Annotated in this window: 12 protein-coding genes; 4 read left to right on the top strand and 8 right to left on the bottom strand. The window is 44.2% G+C overall.

What is annotated here, in order from left to right:
- Nucleotides 1-222 precede the first annotated feature (222 nt).
- The 3 genes from IQQ51_RS14710 to IQQ51_RS14700 all read right to left on the bottom strand — a co-directional run bounded on the left by IQQ51_RS14710 (nucleotide 223) and on the right by IQQ51_RS14700 (nucleotide 4,877).
- Nucleotides 223-2,979 carry an immune inhibitor A domain-containing protein gene (locus tag IQQ51_RS14710; RefSeq protein WP_193841472.1) on the bottom strand — a complete coding sequence of 919 codons (2,757 nt, stop codon included), beginning with the start codon at nucleotides 2,977-2,979 and terminating at the stop codon, nucleotides 223-225.
- Between the two features lie 47 nt (nucleotides 2,980-3,026).
- Nucleotides 3,027-3,338: a hypothetical protein gene (locus IQQ51_RS14705; RefSeq protein ID WP_050652691.1), complete on the bottom strand. Its 312-nt coding sequence runs from the start codon at nucleotides 3,336-3,338 to the stop codon at nucleotides 3,027-3,029.
- A 573-nt stretch (nucleotides 3,339-3,911) separates the two neighbouring features.
- Nucleotides 3,912-4,877, bottom strand: a complete 966-nt coding sequence (locus IQQ51_RS14700; RefSeq protein ID WP_193841471.1) for a hypothetical protein — start codon at nucleotides 4,875-4,877, stop codon at nucleotides 3,912-3,914.
- Between the two features lie 153 nt (nucleotides 4,878-5,030).
- Here IQQ51_RS14700 and IQQ51_RS14695 point away from each other — a divergent pair, with 153 nt between their 5' ends.
- Together IQQ51_RS14695 and IQQ51_RS14690 are read left to right on the top strand one after the other, a co-directional pair.
- Nucleotides 5,031-5,498, top strand: a complete 468-nt coding sequence (locus IQQ51_RS14695; protein ID WP_048606174.1) for an Lrp/AsnC family transcriptional regulator — start codon at nucleotides 5,031-5,033, stop codon at nucleotides 5,496-5,498.
- Nucleotides 5,499-5,663: 165 nt separating this feature from the next.
- Nucleotides 5,664-7,226, top strand: a complete 1,563-nt coding sequence (locus IQQ51_RS14690; protein WP_193841470.1) for a methyl-accepting chemotaxis protein — start codon at nucleotides 5,664-5,666, stop codon at nucleotides 7,224-7,226.
- Nucleotides 7,227-7,334: 108 nt separating this feature from the next.
- On the opposite strand, the gene tkt is transcribed toward IQQ51_RS14690, so the two are convergent.
- Both tkt and tal read right to left on the bottom strand, forming a co-directional pair.
- Nucleotides 7,335-9,326 carry a transketolase gene (gene tkt / locus IQQ51_RS14685; RefSeq protein WP_193841469.1) on the bottom strand — a complete coding sequence of 664 codons (1,992 nt, stop codon included), beginning with the start codon at nucleotides 9,324-9,326 and terminating at the stop codon, nucleotides 7,335-7,337.
- Between the two features lie 87 nt (nucleotides 9,327-9,413).
- A complete protein-coding gene (gene tal, locus IQQ51_RS14680) occupies nucleotides 9,414-10,364 on the bottom strand; it encodes a transaldolase (RefSeq protein WP_009845571.1) in 951 nt (316 codons plus the stop codon).
- 459 nt (nucleotides 10,365-10,823) lie between these two features.
- Here tal and IQQ51_RS14675 point away from each other — a divergent pair, with 459 nt between their 5' ends.
- Both IQQ51_RS14675 and IQQ51_RS14670 read left to right on the top strand, forming a co-directional pair.
- The gene (locus tag IQQ51_RS14675; protein WP_017065721.1) at nucleotides 10,824-11,828 is read left to right on the top strand and encodes a sugar-binding transcriptional regulator; all 1,005 of its coding nucleotides are present in this window, start codon (nucleotides 10,824-10,826) and stop codon (nucleotides 11,826-11,828) included.
- Between the two features lie 173 nt (nucleotides 11,829-12,001).
- A complete protein-coding gene (locus tag IQQ51_RS14670) occupies nucleotides 12,002-13,369 on the top strand; it encodes a glycoside hydrolase family 18 protein (RefSeq protein ID WP_193841468.1) in 1,368 nt (455 codons plus the stop codon).
- 103 nt (nucleotides 13,370-13,472) lie between these two features.
- On the opposite strand, the gene IQQ51_RS14665 is transcribed toward IQQ51_RS14670, so the two are convergent.
- From IQQ51_RS14665 to IQQ51_RS14655, 3 genes are all read right to left on the bottom strand, one after another.
- Nucleotides 13,473-15,767 carry a putative bifunctional diguanylate cyclase/phosphodiesterase gene (locus IQQ51_RS14665; RefSeq protein ID WP_193841467.1) on the bottom strand — a complete coding sequence of 765 codons (2,295 nt, stop codon included), beginning with the start codon at nucleotides 15,765-15,767 and terminating at the stop codon, nucleotides 13,473-13,475.
- Between the two features lie 385 nt (nucleotides 15,768-16,152).
- Nucleotides 16,153-17,001, bottom strand: coding sequence for a sulfurtransferase (locus tag IQQ51_RS14660; RefSeq protein WP_193841466.1), 849 nt, complete (start codon nucleotides 16,999-17,001; stop codon nucleotides 16,153-16,155).
- A gap of 140 nt (nucleotides 17,002-17,141) precedes the next feature.
- Complete coding sequence (locus tag IQQ51_RS14655) at nucleotides 17,142-17,456, bottom strand: hypothetical protein (RefSeq protein WP_193841465.1); 315 nt, start codon at nucleotides 17,454-17,456, stop codon at nucleotides 17,142-17,144.
- Nucleotides 17,457-17,624: the final 168 nt, after the last annotated feature.

Genomic DNA, 17,624 nt, shown 5'->3' with positions numbered 1-17,624 from the left:
GTTGAACGGCTGAAGAATTGAACGTTAGTGCTACGGTAACCGGTTTACAGTGCTAATGATGCTATCCAAACACAGACAAATAAAAAGCCCTACCAATAAGGTAGGGCTTTTGCTTACGGCTTAAATAATAACGTTTTCTTAAAACTGCTGTCTTGGCTTATATCCTGTAACAACAGTACTTAAGCTTGTGTTGCAAATACGCATGACAGAGCCTGCGATGATTTACAGGTCGACCAAAATCGTTTTGGTGGTAATTCCACCTTGGTCATCGATTATCTTCAGTGTCACCTCGTGCTTTCCGTATGAAGGGAAGATTGACGTGAATGTGCGACCTCGTTTCACCTTTCCGTTTGGAAGTGTCCACTCGGTATCAACAATACGACCATCGCTGTCTGAACTTGTAGACCACATGGTTACCCAGCGGCCCAAGTGAATGTACTTCGCGCTCGCTTCTGGAAGGGCGTTTGGAGATTCAACACTCACTACGGAGCTAAATGAATCGGTAGCGCCTTTGTCGTCGACAACAGTCAAGTTCACCGTGTATTCACCCGCTTGCTCGTAAGACCAAGTTGGAGCCACTTCGTTACTTGTTGTGCCGTTGCCGAAGTCCCACAGGTAACGGGTGATCTCACCGTCTTGGTCTGAGCTGAAGTTACGTGCTGAAACGTTCAGGCCAGTCACATTCAGCTCGAAGTTCGCAGTAGGAGCGACGTTGTGTTGGCTTACTTTAGATAAGCGGACCACGCCGTATTCGTTGTTATCACTTTGATTCACAATATCGACCGCTAAACCAAACTCCGTCAGGATGCGTCCTGAATCTGGTGCTTGAGGCGATGTGTAATCTTGGTCATCCGAGAAGCTCGCATTGCCAACCAAACTGGTATCTTCGAGCACATCATTGTCGCTGTTTACAAGACGCATTGGAGTATGATCTTTGAGTGAAAACGCAGCGTCTCGAACTTGGTAACGTGTTTGAGCCACTTCACCAGAGTTTGCCCACACCATGGTATTTTGGTCTGCATCGACCACGCCTAACCAACCTTCACCAGGGTGTTTACCTACCCAGTTGTCAGTTAGTGATTCGTCCACGTACCAAATGATCAAGCCTGGGTCGAATGACATCAGTTGCCCCATGCGTTTGATGTTCGCTAGGCCTTCATCAACATCCATGTGACTGCGCCATTGCAATAGATAGTAGTGCTGCGCTTGATGGAATCCATTACTCAGCTTGTAACCATTAAGGGCGAAGGTGGAGTTGCTCTCACCATCATCTATATTGGTCACTTCACCATCGACAACCACAGCAAGGTTATCCAAATAGAAGCCTTCCATTGCTAAGCCGCCATCGGTGATGTATTCAAAAGACAGTTCAACTTCTTGGCCTGCCCATTGTGAAACGTCGAACTCAGCGTCTATCCATCCGCCAGACTCGCCGCCAATAGCAGGAACGAGGCCAGTATTGTATGGGTCGTCCATTGAGGTAATGTTGCCAGCAATGGCTTGTCCGTTGATTAGCACGCGAGCAAAGTCGTAGTCTTTTTCAATCTCATACCAAGTTTTGAACGAAAGCAAAGCAGAACCGCCCGCTGGGATCACCAACTTGCGAGTCATACTGTTTTTCAGATCATCGCCTTTTTGAGAGTGGAACGAATACTCGCCCTCAAAGGGTTTCAGGCTTTCAATCTGCTTTTCGGGAAGATCGACCTTAATCATGTTCGGACGGCTGTTATCCGTCGTTTGGAACAGCGTATACACTTGTGGATTGTCTTCTAGGTAATCAATCGAGATCTGATCATCGTTAATCCAACGTCCGCCAATCGATTTCTGTAGGAAGTGTTTTGCCCAAGAGCTGAATGCCGTTGGTTGTGTACCGCCAATTTGACCAGCCCAACTGCCCGAAGACATGATTGACCAGTAAGAAACCGGTTCGCCTTTGCCTGTGTATTGCGTGTCGTACTCGTCTGGTAAGCCTAAATCATGGCCATACTCGTGAGCACAGACACCTGCAGCTGCATCAATCGGTTGAATGGTGTAATCAAACGCCGCGTATTGGCCACCAAAGCGATCAGGAAGAGAGCTAGAGGTACCTTCCAGTACATGAGTGCGACCAAGGTTGAATCGGTGAGACCAAATCGCATCAGGGCCTAACACGCCACCACCGGCTTCTTCGCCTACCGATGCATGAAACACCATCAGGTGATCAATCACACCATCGGGTTCGCGGAAATTTCCGTCACCGTCGTAATCGTAACGATCTTCGATGTCGTAATCGGCAAGGTTGATACTCGGGTCTTGAGCCAGTTGATTCAGCGCTTCACGAACCAGTTCTTGTGCGTTTAAGTCGTTGTCGGTGGTAGGGGAGTTACCACCATAGAATGACGCAGGCTTAGAGGCGCGATACCAACCCGCAGCTTGACCTGCAACGCTGTAACTGTCACCTGATTCGCTTTGGTAATATTGGCGCATCGAGATTAGGTTCTCGCCGTTGGGCCCTGTGTAGCCAGAATTTGAGAACAACAGTTCTTGATAATGCTCTGGGTTGTAGCTCTCGTAGAGCATCTGCGTGTGCTCTTCGGTCAACTTGTTGTTATCCCAGTTCAAATCAGGGAAATCGACCAATAGAGCGAGTACTTTGTCGGTACGCTTGGTGCCGACTTCTAAAGCAAAGACACTCGCTTTTTTAACACCAGACACTTTTTCTATGGCTTTGAGTATTTTTGCGCGTTGCTCAAGTGCTTTTTTTCCGAATTGAGCATCGCCTTTGAAATCGGAATTGATTTTATTTTTCAAATAACGGTCAAGCGCATCGTGCTTTGCCGCATCGGTTGCATCTTGGTCGACTAAGCCTTGTCTAACTAGCATTTCAATGAGTTTGTCTTCATTAACTACGCCTAAATCAATAGGTGTTTTTGCATAACCACTGACGCTAAATAGAGTAAGCATTGCTGAAGCCAACAATGTTTTTCTCATCATTTTCATTATATTTCCTTTTTATATTTCCATGTCGATATCAGTATCAACTTGCCTTATTCGGATCTGTTGTCCGAGTTTGGCCTAATACACTCTTGTGGTGTCTTATTTAACTGACGTGTGTTTGTTGTATGTTTTTTACCTTCTATCTCTTTTGTATTGGTTGTCTCTTTTCTATTTTTTGAATCAAACGGAGTGCTCTTCACTTTTTTAGCGTTGAGATAGATACGCAAAGCTTCTTGATTTTCCTCATAGGTTAAGCCTGAACATATAACACCTCGTTTAATCAATGACTTCAGCAATAGTTCGTCGTTCTCAATAGTGGAAGCCTGTGACAGTGAGGAAAAAATTAGAACCATTAAAGCCATTGTTTTTCTGGTGTTTTTGTAAGAGTCCTAGTTGTACGAGTCTCGGTTGTAAGAGGCGCTGTTATAAGGAACATAGTCATAAGAGCCATCAGTTTTGATTATGTAACAAAATATATTTATAAAATTTACCAATCAAATGGATAATTATTACAATTAATTATTCGTTCCGGTTTCAACATTTAGAGTTAATATAAAATAAGGAGTGTTATTTATTCTATTGTCAGTTATTTAATGGGTTTTGTTGAATGAATAGCTGATAGTTTGGATATTTAATAACATTGATTAGAACGCGGTTATAATTCTGGAGGGCGCTTTATACAAGGAGTTGGCTTCTAAATAATAAGATAATTTTTTATTATCGGTGTTTTAAAATACGCATGTAATAACTGAGTTATTAGTAAATACCCATGCTCAAATTATTTTACTCAAAATATCAATAATTAGGGTATTGAGAGTAACTTTCAGTGTTTCAATGACGTGAAATTTAACAATAACGGCGGTGATAGGATCGGCGAGTAGCAAAAAGAGCCCGTGTTTGAGCTCTTTTCCTTTTAGTCTCGTTGGTATTTTTACTTATGACTGAGAGACATCGCGATAAAAGTAACGTTCACAAGTGCTTGGATTCATGCGTTTAATGACGTTGGATATTAAAGCGATAACCAGCACTGAGAATACTAACCTTCCCCAAAATATGGTGTAGAAGTCAGCCCCAATGAGCATGATCAACAACGTATCTTCTATCAAACTGTGGAGCAAGTTGAGCAGCATGATTGCGGTGAATACATCCCTCGCGGAGATATGTCCTTTCTTGGCTTCGTTGATCAATAAGCCACCGCCAAACGAAAGACCAAGCGTGATTCCGATGATCGTTAAGTTGGTTGCGTCCTTGCTGATTCCTAGCAGTCTCAAGAACGGTCTTAACAATATTGCCATGAGCTTTTCAATGCCGAGAATCTTTAAAACCTTGAGTAGCAGTAATAGCGCTGAAATCACCATGAAGATAACCGCAAAGCTCTTGAGCTGTTCAATGGCCCAACCCAAATAGCTTGTGTCTCCTGATACCTCAGGCTGCCAAAGCACCGTTGCTGGGTAATTGAGCAAATCCCCATATTGATAACTGAGGTTGAGTAGCCATGCCAGCACCAAGCTACCACCGACTCGCACCGACAGCGTAGCCAGCCAGCTCACGCCTGCCTTTTTGGCTATCGCTCCTTCAATCGGCAGTGAGTGGGCGAGAAGCATCATACTGCCTAAAACCGAGGCTTGAGCAACCGTTAAGGGAGCGTCGGAATTGATGAGAATAATGATCCCCGCATAGATGTTAGTGAGTATGGTGGTTGCCCATACCAAGCCCATTTCTTTCGGTAAGCCGACGCTTTCCATTATTGGGCTCAGCCATTCGCTCAGAATCACGATGCCGCCGAGCTCTTCAATGACCTTTATCACGATGATAATTGGAATCATGATTCGGAAAAGTGTCGAGGTGACATCGAAAATCTCTCTAAGGAGTTCTTTAAAAAATTGATAGATTGATTTCATAGTTACGACCATGGTTCGATTGTTTGGTATGAGAAGATCTTACCGTGATTGTTGTGATTCAGATTTCTAAATTGACCTTTAAAGTTGCGATAGATTTTTTAATTATCGTAGTATTAAGAATTATAAGTCATAAATGTATTGGTTTAAGAAATTATGGTGATTGACCGTATAGATAGAAGCATTTTGGTTGAATTGCAAAAGAACAACCGAATCCCTAATCAGACATTGGCTGAGCTGGTCGGGTTGTCACCGCCTGCTTGCTTAAAGCGAGTGAAACGGCTGAGAGAAGAGGGCGTGATAGTCGGTGATGTGTCCATCATTAATCCAGAACTGACCGGCAGTAAGATGACTTTGGTTGTGTCCGTGGAAATGGAGCGTGACCGAGGGGATATTTATCAAATCTTTCGCCATTCTATTTCAAAGGCAGAAGAGGTCACGCAGTGCTATCAGATATCAGGCAGCTTTGATTTCATGCTGATTGTGACGGTCAAAGACATTCAAGCCTACGAAGACTTTGTGGAGCGAGTACTACGCAAAGATCTGAATATTCGTAAATTCCATACCTCTGTCTCAATGAGAACCGTGAAATTTACTACTGCAGTAAACTTAGATGAGTCATGACTGTTGGCATGAGAAGATAGTGAAGTTATTAGCTTTGTGAGGTACTTAGCTAATATTTGTATAAATAGCAGGCATTTACACAAAATGTGACGTTCACATTTTGTCATAACTTTAATAATTGTATATATTCCTCGCCTAAAATAATAATTAACCTAAGTTAATATAATGACTGTCAGCTCATCTACTCAATCTCGTGAAACGCTTCTCAGCGAAAACGAACAACTTGTCTCTACCACTGACTTAAAAGGCGTGATTACGTACAGTAATGATGCTTTTTGTCGCACAGCGGAATACAGCCAACAAGAATTGCTAGGGCAACACCACAATATCGTAAGGCATAACGATATGCCGAAAGCCGCTTTTGCCGATATGTGGGTTAACCTAAAGCAAGGTAAAGCTTGGCGTGGCATCGTAAAAAACAAAACCAAATCTGGTGGGTTTTATTGGGTCGATGCTTACGTAACTCCAATTTACGATAATGGTAAGGTGAGTGGCTACCAATCTGTTCGTGTTAAGCCAAAGAATGAATGGATACAAGTTGCAGACAAGGCTTACCAAGGCCTCTTGAAGGCTGAAAAGTCGGGTCGTCAATGGTCATTAAAGATCAGTGACAGTGTTCGTTACGCCGTGTTGCTAGGCTCTTTGGCTGCGCCTCTGATTTCAAATCTCGTTGAAGTAGGGCAAGTATCACAATGGTTGTTGAGCCTACTTCCTGTTTCAGCATTGGCGTTACTTTTCCGACAAGAGCTGATTGATACTCCAGTGCAGTTGAAAAAGCTGCAATCGAAATTCGATAGTGTCAGTCGTCTTGTTTATTCAGGTAATAGTCAGTTCTCTGTGGCCGATTTTCACTTAAAACTATTGTCTGCAAGAATCCGCACAGTGTTAGGTCGTATGACAGACTCTGCCAAGCCGTTACAAGATTTGGCTGACAACTTGAATGCCACGTCATTTGAAGTATCTGAAGCTTTAGATCAACAAACAAAAGATATTCTTCAAGTACGAGAGGCGACTGAAGAGGTTGAAGTCACGGCCAATGAGGTCTCTTCTCGCACAGAAGAAGCGCACCAGATTGTCGATGTGACTTTGCAAACTTGTGCTGGCGCTAAAGAGAGTATTAATCAAACTCATCAAAACTTAGAGAGCCTAGCTTCTCAGGCCGAAAAGGCGACTCAAACGACTTACCAACTGAGCGACCAAGCGCAGAGCGTAAGTAAGATAATGGAAGAGATTGGTGGAATCGCCGAACAAACCAACTTGTTGGCCCTGAACGCTGCGATTGAAGCGGCGAGAGCGGGTGAGCAAGGACGAGGCTTTGCGGTCGTTGCAGACGAAGTGCGCGCGTTGTCGGGTCGAACCTCAAAGGCTACGGTTCAGATCAAAGAGAGTATCGACACCATGCTAACGACGATTGAAGGCTGGCAAAAAGATATTCTGGCGAACCGTGAGCAAACGGACGCGTGTGGTGATGTTGCAAAGGTGAGTGCAGAGCGCTTGTCGGAAGTCGAAAACCTAATGCAATCCATGAATGAACTCATGCAGTCTGTTGAAAGTTCTGCTCATAAACAACGTGAGCTGTCGAGTGAGGTCAATCTGCATATGCAGTCTATCGCGTCGACCGCAGAACAAAACTTAGTGGCAACGCATTCTGTGAAAGACCACTCCACAGAGCTAAAAGAACAAGTCAATGAGTTCTACCAATTGGCGAAGCGTTTCGAAGAAAAATAGCCGTTAGATTTAATCCGAATGAGAGAAAAGACAAAAAAAGCCCCGCATTTTCATGCGGGGCTTTCTGTATGCATCAACCCATTGAAGGGCGAGACAATGTATTCAAGATTAAGCTAGAAGCTCTTTCGCTGTGTTTACTACGTTTTCAGTAGTGAAACCGAACATCTTGAATAGCTCACCTGCTGGTGCAGACTCGCCGAACGTTGTCATACCGATGATCTTGCCACCGAAACCAACGTACTTGTACCAGAAGTCAGCGATGCCAGCTTCTACAGCCATACGTGCTGTTACGTCAGATGGAAGTACAGACTCACGGTACTGCGCGTCTTGCTTGTCGAAAGCGTCAGTAGCAGGCATAGAAACTACGCGTACTTTCTTACCTTCAGCTGTTAGCTCAGCAGCAGCGTTAACCGCTAGCTCAACTTCAGAACCCGTTGCGATAAGGATAAGCTCAGGCTTGCCTTCACAATCTTTCAGGATGTAACCACCCTTAGCGATGTTTGCTACTTGCTCAGCGTCACGATCTTGTTGTGCAAGGTTTTGACGAGAGAAGATAAGTGCAGAAGGGCCATCTTTACGCTCGATTGCTAGTTTCCAAGCAACAGCAGACTCAACTTGGTCACATGGACGCCATGTGCTCATGTTTGGAGTTAGACGTAGAGAAGCGATCTGCTCAACTGGTTGGTGAGTTGGACCATCTTCGCCAAGGCCGATAGAGTCATGCGTGTAAACTTGGATGTTCTGAGTTTTCATCAGAGCAGCCATACGCATAGCGTTACGAGCGTATTCCATGAACATTAGGAACGTTGCGCCGTATGGTACGAAACCACCGTGCAGAGCGATACCGTTCATGATAGCCGTCATACCGAATTCACGTACACCGTAGTGGATGTAGTTACCAGAGAAGTCGTTTGCTTCAAGAGACTTAGAACCAGACCACATAGTCAGGTTAGAAGGCGCAAGGTCAGCAGAGCCGCCCATGAATTCAGGTAGCATAGCACCGAACGCTTCTAGAGCATTTTGAGATGCTTTACGTGATGCGATGTTTGCTGGGTTAGCTTGAAGATCAGCGATGATTGCCGATGCTTTCTCTTCCCACTCAGCTGGTAGGTCACCGTTTACGCGGCGTTTGAATTCAGCTGCCAGCTCAGGGTATGCTGCTTCATAAGCTGCAAGTTTCTCGTTCCACGCTGCTTCCTTAGCTGCGCCTGCTTCTTTCGCATCCCACTCTGAGTAAACTTCCGACGGAATTTCAAAAGGACCGTGCTCCCAACCTAATTCTTTACGTGTTGCTGCAATTTCTTCAGCGCCTAGTGGTGCACCGTGACAGTCGTGCGTACCTGCTTTGTTTGGAGAACCAAAGCCAATTACTGTTTTAGTACAGATTAGAGTTGGGCGAGGGTCTGCTTTAGCCGCTTCAATCGCTGCGTTGATAGCGTCAGAGTCGTGACCATCTACCGCTGGGATTACATGCCAGCCGTAAGCTTCGAAACGCTTAGGTGTATCGTCAGAGAACCAACCTTCAACTTCGCCATCGATAGAGATACCGTTGTCATCCCAGAAAGCAACCAGCTTACCAAGACCAAGCGTACCTGCTAGAGAACATGCTTCGTGAGAAATACCTTCCATCAGACAGCCATCACCCATGAATGCATAAGTGTAGTGGTCTACGATGTCGTGGCCTTCTTTGTTGAACTGTGCAGCTAGCGCTTTCTCAGCCATAGCCATACCAACAGCGTTAGTAATGCCTTGACCTAGAGGACCAGTCGTTGTTTCGATGCCTGGTGCGTAGCCGTACTCTGGGTGACCTGGAGTCTTAGAGTGCAGTTGACGGAAGTTCTTAAGGTCTTCAATTGAAAGCTCGTAACCTGCTAGGTGCAGCAGAGAGTAAATCAGCATTGAGCCGTGGCCGTTAGACAGGATAAAACGGTCGCGGTCAGCCCACTCTGGGTTTGCTGGGTTGTGGTTTAGGTGAGAACGCCAAAGTACTTCAGCGATGTCAGCCATACCCATAGGTGCGCCTGGGTGACCAGAGTTTGCTTGTTGTACGCCGTCCATGCTTAGAGCACGAATAGCGTTAGCTAGATGTTTGCGATTCATAAGAACTTCCGAATAAAAATTAAGAAAAACAAAATTGATAAAAGTAGGGGAACTGAACGTTCCCCTATTTGAATTTGGTGAGAGTGATTACAGCTTAGCTGCGATCATGTCTTCTAGTTTACCTTGGTCAACGGCGAAGTTGCGGATGCCTTCAGCCAGTTTCTCAACAGCCATTGCATCTTGGTTGTGGTCCCATAGGAACTCAGCGTGAGTCATCGCTGCTGGACGCTCTTTAGTGCCGTTAGAGTCGATAAGTTTCTCAACTACTTCGCCTTCTGCTGCTTCTAGGTCTGCTAGAAGTTGAGGAGCGATAGTTAGACGGTCACAACCCGCAAGTTCAAGGATCTCGCCGATGTTACGGAAGCTTGCGCCCATAACAACAGTTTTGTAGCCGTGGTCTTTGTAGTAGTTGTAGATATCAGAAACAGAGATTACACCTGGATCTTCTGAAGCTTCGAAATCACGACCTTCTTTCGCTTTGTACCAGTCCATGATGCGACCAACGAAAGGAGAGATTAGGAATACGCCAGCTTCAGCACAAGCACGAGCTTGAGCGAAAGAGAATAGAAGCGTTAGGTTACAGTTGATGCCTTCTTTCTCTAGGATTTCAGCGGCACGGATGCCTTCCCAAGTAGAAGCCAGTTTGATAAGGATGCGGTCGTTAGTGATGCCAGCGTCATTGTACATTTTGATAAGTTGACGAGCTTTAGCAACGCTGCCTTCCATGTCGTAAGAAAGACGAGCATCTACTTCAGTAGAGATACGGCCAGGTACAACTTTCAGGATTTCTTTACCGATGTTCACGTTAAGCATGTCGCAAGTATCTTGAACTTGCTGTGCTTTATCACCGCTTTGCGCTTTTGCGTATTCGATAGAAGCATCGATTAGAGGAGCGTACTCAGCAATTTGAGCAGCTTTAAGAATTAGAGATGGGTTAGTTGTTGCATCTTCAGGAGTGTACTTGCTGATAGCTTCGATATCGCCAGTGTCAGCTACAACAGTTGTTAGTTTACGAAGTTGCTCTAATTTATTGCTCATTTTGATCATCCTATGTATCGCATAACACCTCGTTAATGGGAGAGGTGTGGGCATTTGCAAGCTAACTAATGAAGTTCTCAATGGTTGTACCAGTGAGCCAAACTTACATTAATTTAAATTTTTCTCCGAACGAACATTTGCACAGAACATTTGATCGCTCGATGAGTAAATGATGTAGCCATATTTATCCGATCTAGCCCCAAAGTCAACGGTAAATAGTGCTGTATGGTGACTTCAGTCAAATATATTTCGCTCTAGTAATCATGGGGTATGCAAGCAAACGTTTAACGAGCAAAGTGAGGTGAATTAATCAACAACAAAACCATGGTTATGACGATGAGCAAATGTACCTTGCTGTTACATATGTTCGGGGTGTAAACTTGTGTATCACTTGCTTAAGCATCGAACATTTGTTCTTCAAGCAGGTAAAATAATTGTTAAATATTGGTTGAGTGGTATATGAGTAAGAATATCCAAGATGTTTCCGAAGAAAACACTGATCTCCTCACTGAAGTCGCTGTTGCTTATTATCAAGACGGTGCCACGCAAGAAGAGATCTCCAAAAAGTACTCTATCTCCCGTGCAAAGGTTGGTCGAATGCTCAAGCAAGCCAGAGATGAGGGCATTGTTGAGATCACCGTGAAATATCACCCTGTCTTTAGTGCGAAGATCGAGCAACGTTTGATCGAACGATTTGGTGTAAAGCGTGCGCTTGTGGCACTAGACCAACCAAATGAAGAGAAGCAGCGATTACAGGTTGCTGGTTTAGTGTCTAACTATCTTACCAGTACACTGAAAAACGGCATGGTGGTGACAGTAGGACAAGGGCGAAACGTATCGTCTGTTGCTCACCACACTGGTGTCATTACGCCACGAGACTGCAAATTCGTGTGTGGTATCGGCGGTATTCACCCAAGAGGCGGTATGTTTAATGCCGACCATATATGCAGGCAGCTAGCTAAAAAGTACGGTGGATCTTCTGAAACCTTGTACGCGCCTGCTTATGCCGAGAATAAAGCGCAAAAAACCGCATTCATGGAAAACAGCACCGTTAAGCAGACCCTCGATCTCGCTCGAAAAGCCGATGTCGCTTTAGTCGGTATCGGTGATATGAGCGAAAACAGTTATATGGTCGACTTAGGTTGGTTTACCGCAGGTGAGGTCGTTCAATCTCGTTTATTACAAGGTGTCGTCGGTGACTTTGCGGGTTACGACTTTTTCGATGTTCACGGTAAAACAGCAAACACAGTAATGAGTGACCGTGTGATTGGTTTGGCCTTGGAAGAATTCCGGCCAATAGCAGAAGTGATTGCCATCGCAGCAGAGAACAGTAAACCTCTCGCTTTGTTAGGTGCACTAAGAACCGGCGTGGTCGATGTGATCGCAACCAGCGTAAGTAATGCATTGACGGTACTTAACTTGGACGAACAACTTAGCGTGAATAAACCAAACGGCAGTGAATAGTAAGATATTTATGCTTCGTTGAATTCACTATTTGAGTAACCATGGAAATTCCTCCCTAATGAAACCAGTGCAATAAGGGGGATAACTATTAGACATGACTCGAATAGTGAATTTGTTCAGCGGTTGAAAGAATTATCACTCTTTAATGTTAAGCCACACTAAAGGAGATAATTATGAAACTGTCATTTATCACACACGCTATTTCTAGTAACAGTGACCAATCAAGTTCTATCTTTAAATCTAATTCTGTCATTGCGCTTAGCTTAATAGCCACGGCTTGTATGCTCACACCTACAGTACATGCCGATGATAAAGTCGTCGCAGGGTATTTTGCGGATTGGCAATATCTTAATAAAGATAACCCTTATACCGTTGACGACATACCGGCAGACAAGCTCTCACATATTATTTACGCCTTCTTGAGCATGTGTGGTCCTCATAGCGGTGCCGGTGAGCCCGTCCAAAAACAAATTCAGCAGCAATGTGCAGACAAACAACCATATACCGCGATTATTGTGGATAAAGAAGCTGCGTTAGAAGTCGATTTCGGAGACGTGGATGTTGATGTCGCCTATAAAGGTCACTTTGCCCAGTTAGCTCAATTGAAGGCCGACAATCAAAATATCAAAATATTGCCATCATTTGGTGGATGGACAATGTCGGAACCTTTCCATGCGATGGCGAAAGATCCTAAAGCCATAGCGCACTTTTCAAAAACTGCTGTTGAGTTGATCCAAAAATATGACTTCTTTGATGGTATTGATCTTGATTGGGAATACCCAGGAGGCGGCGGCTTAACCACTTCGCCTTGGAACCCAGAGACTAAACTAACGGATGAGCAGAAAGCGCAAGAGCGTGAAGCTTTCACACTTTTAGTAAAAACAATCAGAAGTGATTTGGACGCTTTATCAAAGACGACTCAAAGAGATTATGAGCTTTCAACGGCTGTCGGTGTTGGCGCTAAGGCTGCCCAAATTGATTGGAACGCAGCTAGCCCATATCTGACGAACATGTTTGCGATGACGTATGACTTCCTCGGAGGTTGGGGAGCTCAAACAGGTCACACTACAAACTTACACGCCACAGAGCGCAGTTGGTGGGGAATGGGAGCTGACGTCTTCATTAATCAGATGATAGAGCAAGGTATTCCTAGCGAGAAGCTCGTGATCGGGGCGGCTTTTTATGGTCGAGGCTGGCAAGGGACAAAAGACTTTGCTGGAGAGCTGCCTAAAGGTGACCTAATTTCTGAACAAGGGGCGCAGTTTGGTACCGGTGAAAACGGTTACTTTATGTTCTGGGACCTTATGAATAACTACAGCAGCAAACAAGGTTATGAGTACAAGTATGACGAGCAAGCTCAAGCACCTTATTTGTGGAACCCAGATAACAAAGTATTCATATCTTTTGAAGATCAGCGTTCTATCAAAGCAAAGGCAGAATGGGCGAAGAAATCAGACCTAGGTGGTATTTTTACTTGGGAATTATCAGGAGATCCTTCCGGACAGTTGATCGATGTTATGCATAGCGAAATGAATAAATAGTGAAATGAATAAATAACCGATCAAAAAATACCCAGAAAATAAGGTAGGTGTTTATCTGCCTACCTTATTTATTTAGCTCGTCTATTTAACTTAACTCGCGTTCTTAAACAGAACATTCCGCGTGCTCGGTCACTTGCTTATTTAGGTGAGCAGCCAGCTCATCATAAGGGATAGGGCGAGAGAAGTAATAGCCTTGCATTAAGTCACATCCACATGCCTTTAGAATTGCGAAGTGTTCGTTCGATTCTACGCCTTCTGCTAATACCACCATGCCGAAGTTCTTACCGATTGCGATGATGTTTTGCACCATTGTGAGTGATTGCTGATCGACAGCAATGTTCTCAATAAAGCTCTTATCGATTTTAAGCTCATCGATAGGCAGTGCTTTCAACATGCTCAGTGATGAATAGCCTGTACCGAAATCATCTAAAGAGATCTTTATATTCTTCTCTTTGAGGGCTTCAAAAGTCGGTTTCACTAAAGTCACATCTTCAATGAACAAGCTCTCCGTAATTTCTAGCGTTAAACAGCTAGGAGAGAGTTGATACTTTTCTAGTGTCGCGAACAAGTGCTCAGAGAAGGATTGATGAGAAAACTGACGCACTGATATGTTGATCGACAGCCCGATCTTTTGTTCTGTTGTTCGGTGCAAGTGGGCGATCTGCATAATGCTGGACTCAATAATAAAAGTACCCAGTTTTTGCATCAAGCCTGTGTTCTCAGCTATCGGTATAAAGACATCTGGCGGAACAAAACCCAATTCGTCATCAATCCAGCGAACGAGTGCTTCTACACCGTGAATACTCTCATTTGCACGAACCAGTGGTTGGAAAACCATGAACAGCGTTTGTTTCTCAATAGCGATGCGTAGCCTTTGTTCTACTTTCATCTTGTATAGGTGCGCGTCTTGCATTTCCGTCGTGAAAATACTGTACGAGTTTTGCTGCTGTTTCGCTTTGTACATCGAAATATCGGCAGAACGTAACAGGCTATCCAGATCTTTTCCGTGTTCAGGGAAACGTGCTACGCCGATGCTGCAACCTAACAAAAACTGAGCGCTTTCAACTTCATAAGGTTGAGAAAGCACTTCAATAATGCGCTTGGCGAGTCGTTTAATTTCAGCTTCATTCGACAAGGGCGTTAAGAACAAAAACTCATCACTGGATTCACGTACCAATAGGCTGAGGCGAGATCGGAACCTCATCAAACGCAAAGCGATCTGTTTGAGAACCTTGTCTCCAAAGTCATGCCCGTGGGTGTCATTGACGCATTTAAAGTTATCGATATCGATAAACAACAGCGAAAACGGCTCTGACTCATCGTCAATCCATTTACCAATGTTTTTACGCATGTACAAACGGTTTGGCAGAGAGGTTAAAGGGTCATGGTTCGCCTGATAAATGAGTTGGCTACGAGTGCGTTGTTCATTCTTGGCAATCGACTTAACCAAAAAGTAGAAACCAAATTGAAGAAAAATAAAGGCAACGAAAAGAATGCTGAACTCTTGTATGAATATACTATCGACGTGAGTTAGATCCGTACGTCCTACCACCCACAATTTGTAGTTTGGGATGTATTTCGCGCTCATTAAAGAGTGGTACTGTTCATCGTCGACGACAAAAGAGTAGGTTTCTTGCCCATTCATCGCTTCTTGCACGCTAATTCCAAAGCGGTCGGTAAAGATGCTTGCAATACGCTGTATGACATCTTTGCCTACCGGAGAGGAATACGCACTCTCAGATTCGATATCACTCGAATAAAACTGGCGATAGCTGTCTTTTCTGATCAGGCTTAGTGTATTGAAACTTCCGGCGTGAGCATTATTTTCAAATACGATCGTGGCGTCTAATCGTAGCCCTGCGGTCATTACTGCATCGGTTTTCTTGCCATCGATTGAAATGGATTTTCTCAGCGGGATAACCAAGCTATTCAACGATTCTTGAAAATAGGTACGGCCAAGCACCATGCTACGGCTTGATAGGGCGTCTAAAAAGGAGTCTCTTGTTGGCGCGTATTGCAGCAAGTTCCTTTGATTCGCAAGTTCAAGATTTGAGCTGATCGAGAGGTAGTCGCCGTCGGTGTTCAACAAGCCAAACGCTGCAATCGCAGGGTGGGTTTCAAGTAGCTTGTCTAAAATTGGCCTAATTTGAATAGACGCAGTACGTGTGAAATCAGACTGTTGAGCTAGTTGATGGCCGACCACTTCTAACAAGGCTTCTTGACTGGTCAGCAGCGAGTTGACGGAGCTAGAAAAAAGCTCAACCTGAATGTGCTGCTGCTCTATGAAATCGTCTCTGTTCGCTTTCCAGTTTGTTATTCCCAACGCGGCGAAAAGTATCAGGGTCAGTAGTACGACAAACGCGTACAGCGACCAGATATTTTGCTTAAATAGAGCCATGAGATGCCTTTGTTGGTTACTACTTTTAACAGACTGCAAGTGACAAACTATTGGGTTGTCAGCGCGATTCATGCAACGAAAAATACAAACATCAATGATGAAAGTATTAATGATTAAATAGTGTAACGACTACGAGCAGAGATTCTTGAGTGAAAAATTAGTATTCATAACGTCGATAACGATTAGTTTATGATTAATCACGAATTATGGTTAGCAAGTTGATGTGGGTTACAAATCAAACGGCGTGAATCGAGTCTTGGTCTCAAATGAACATAGCGTTAACTGCGACATAGAGGCTTACTTCATGAGACGTGGGGCCATCATTATCAGTAAGCTCTTTATGCATGCGCAGTATATTCCAATAGTTGCATTAAGCGAAGTTGAATTACTTTTTAGTCACGGCGATAGGGAGTTTGTCGTTAGCACCCCATTCCGTCCATGAACCATCGTAAACACCCATTTCACCGTTATAGCCAGCGAGTTTAGCGGCTAATAATATGATGCAGGCTGTTACGCCAGAGCCACAGCTAAAGAACATAGGTTGAGAAGGCGTTAATTCTAACGTTGAAAAGATATCAATAAGCTCTTCTTGAGGCTTTAACTTACCGTTATCGAGTACTTGAGCAAACGGTAGGCAAATCGAATTCGGTATATGGCCACTACGTAAGCCTTCACGTGGTTCAGGAACTTCTGAATCGAAGCGAGCTTGAGAACGCGCATCTACAATGTTTGCGCTCTTGTCAGTTGAGTAACCTTCAACCTGCTGAGCACTGACAAAGTAGTTGTCTTGAATATGGCCTTCAAAATTGCCCGCCTTTACTTCGGTGCGATAGCCAGTCTCGGTCGCGTAACCGGCTTCGATCCAAGCGGGCAAACCGCCATCTAAGATGAATACCTCGTTGTGTCCCATTGCCATAAACATCCACCACGCACGGGGAGAAGCGAAGGTTCCGGAGTTATCGTAAACCACAATAGTACTGTCTTGATTGATGCCAATCTCTTTTGCGCGAGTGTTGAAATGTTTTTCGGTCGGGAACATGTGAGGAAGCAGAGTATGCTTGTTACAAAAGTCTTTGTCGTAGTCAAAACGAATAGCACCAGGAATCATTTGTCCTTTGATCTTTTCTGACTCGCTTGGAATTTGAAACTCGATACTGGCGTCGAGGAGGATGATATTGTCTTCTTTTAGCAAACGTTGTTGAAGTTGTTGTGGTGAGATGAGTGGCTGATTCATTATTGTTATATCCATTCTTGTTGTTTTAGCGATTCTTGCTGTTATAGCAAATACAGTGTTATAGCAAATACAGTGTTAGAGCGATTACAGTTGCTTTGCGAATACAGTTGCTTTTACGAATACCGTTGTTGTATCGATAGCTACTGAGCTGCTCGACAGTGGATGAACTGATAACTGCTTTGTCCGGTTAATTGATTGTTTAATGTATCAAGCGCAACCACAGAATCAATAGGGCAGTCTGTGGTAGGAGCAATAGAGACCCGAAATACGTCATTATCTTTTGTCTGAACCGTGAGATAACGCCTGTGTCCATCTAAGGATTGAGTCAGCGTGTTCGAAATGACTTTGGCTTGAATGCGTTGCTCCGTCTCTGATGTTAGCGGGAAATAGGCAAGGGCAACTAACACGCCTACGCCACACATTAAGATAAATAGACCTATTTTTAACTGTTTCATGAGAGTAAGTCTTTGAAGGTTATATTGAAAATATAAGTGAGATTGGTGGTAAAGTGAATGCTACTCGCTAAGAAAGCTGAATTAACCGCTCTTCGACGAAAACAAAAAAGTGAGCATTTCTGCTCACTTCTTACTTACAAATAACCAATTTTGACTCTGTTTCGTCAT

Origin of the sequence: Vibrio sp. OPT18 (genome assembly GCF_015163615.1) — a bacterium.
GTDB lineage: Bacteria > Pseudomonadota > Gammaproteobacteria > Enterobacterales > Vibrionaceae > Vibrio > Vibrio coralliirubri.
This window is presented reverse-complemented; position numbering and strand designations above follow the sequence as displayed.

Coding starts and splice junctions, on each gene's coding strand:
- IQQ51_RS14660 (WP_193841466.1), bottom strand. CDS start 17,001: ATGAATCAGCCACTCATCTCACCACAACAACTTCAACAACGTTTGCTA.
- IQQ51_RS14675 (WP_017065721.1), top strand. CDS start 10,824: ATGAGTAAGAATATCCAAGATGTTTCCGAAGAAAACACTGATCTCCTC.
- IQQ51_RS14690 (WP_193841470.1), top strand. CDS start 5,664: ATGACTGTCAGCTCATCTACTCAATCTCGTGAAACGCTTCTCAGCGAA.
- IQQ51_RS14670 (WP_193841468.1), top strand. CDS start 12,002: ATGAAACTGTCATTTATCACACACGCTATTTCTAGTAACAGTGACCAA.
- IQQ51_RS14655 (WP_193841465.1), bottom strand. CDS start 17,456: ATGAAACAGTTAAAAATAGGTCTATTTATCTTAATGTGTGGCGTAGGC.
- IQQ51_RS14665 (WP_193841467.1), bottom strand. CDS start 15,767: ATGGCTCTATTTAAGCAAAATATCTGGTCGCTGTACGCGTTTGTCGTA.
- IQQ51_RS14710 (WP_193841472.1), bottom strand. CDS start 2,979: ATGAAAATGATGAGAAAAACATTGTTGGCTTCAGCAATGCTTACTCTA.
- IQQ51_RS14705 (WP_050652691.1), bottom strand. CDS start 3,338: ATGGCTTTAATGGTTCTAATTTTTTCCTCACTGTCACAGGCTTCCACT.
- IQQ51_RS14700 (WP_193841471.1), bottom strand. CDS start 4,877: ATGAAATCAATCTATCAATTTTTTAAAGAACTCCTTAGAGAGATTTTC.
- tkt (WP_193841469.1), bottom strand. CDS start 9,326: ATGAATCGCAAACATCTAGCTAACGCTATTCGTGCTCTAAGCATGGAC.
- tal (WP_009845571.1), bottom strand. CDS start 10,364: ATGAGCAATAAATTAGAGCAACTTCGTAAACTAACAACTGTTGTAGCT.
- IQQ51_RS14695 (WP_048606174.1), top strand. CDS start 5,031: ATGGTGATTGACCGTATAGATAGAAGCATTTTGGTTGAATTGCAAAAG.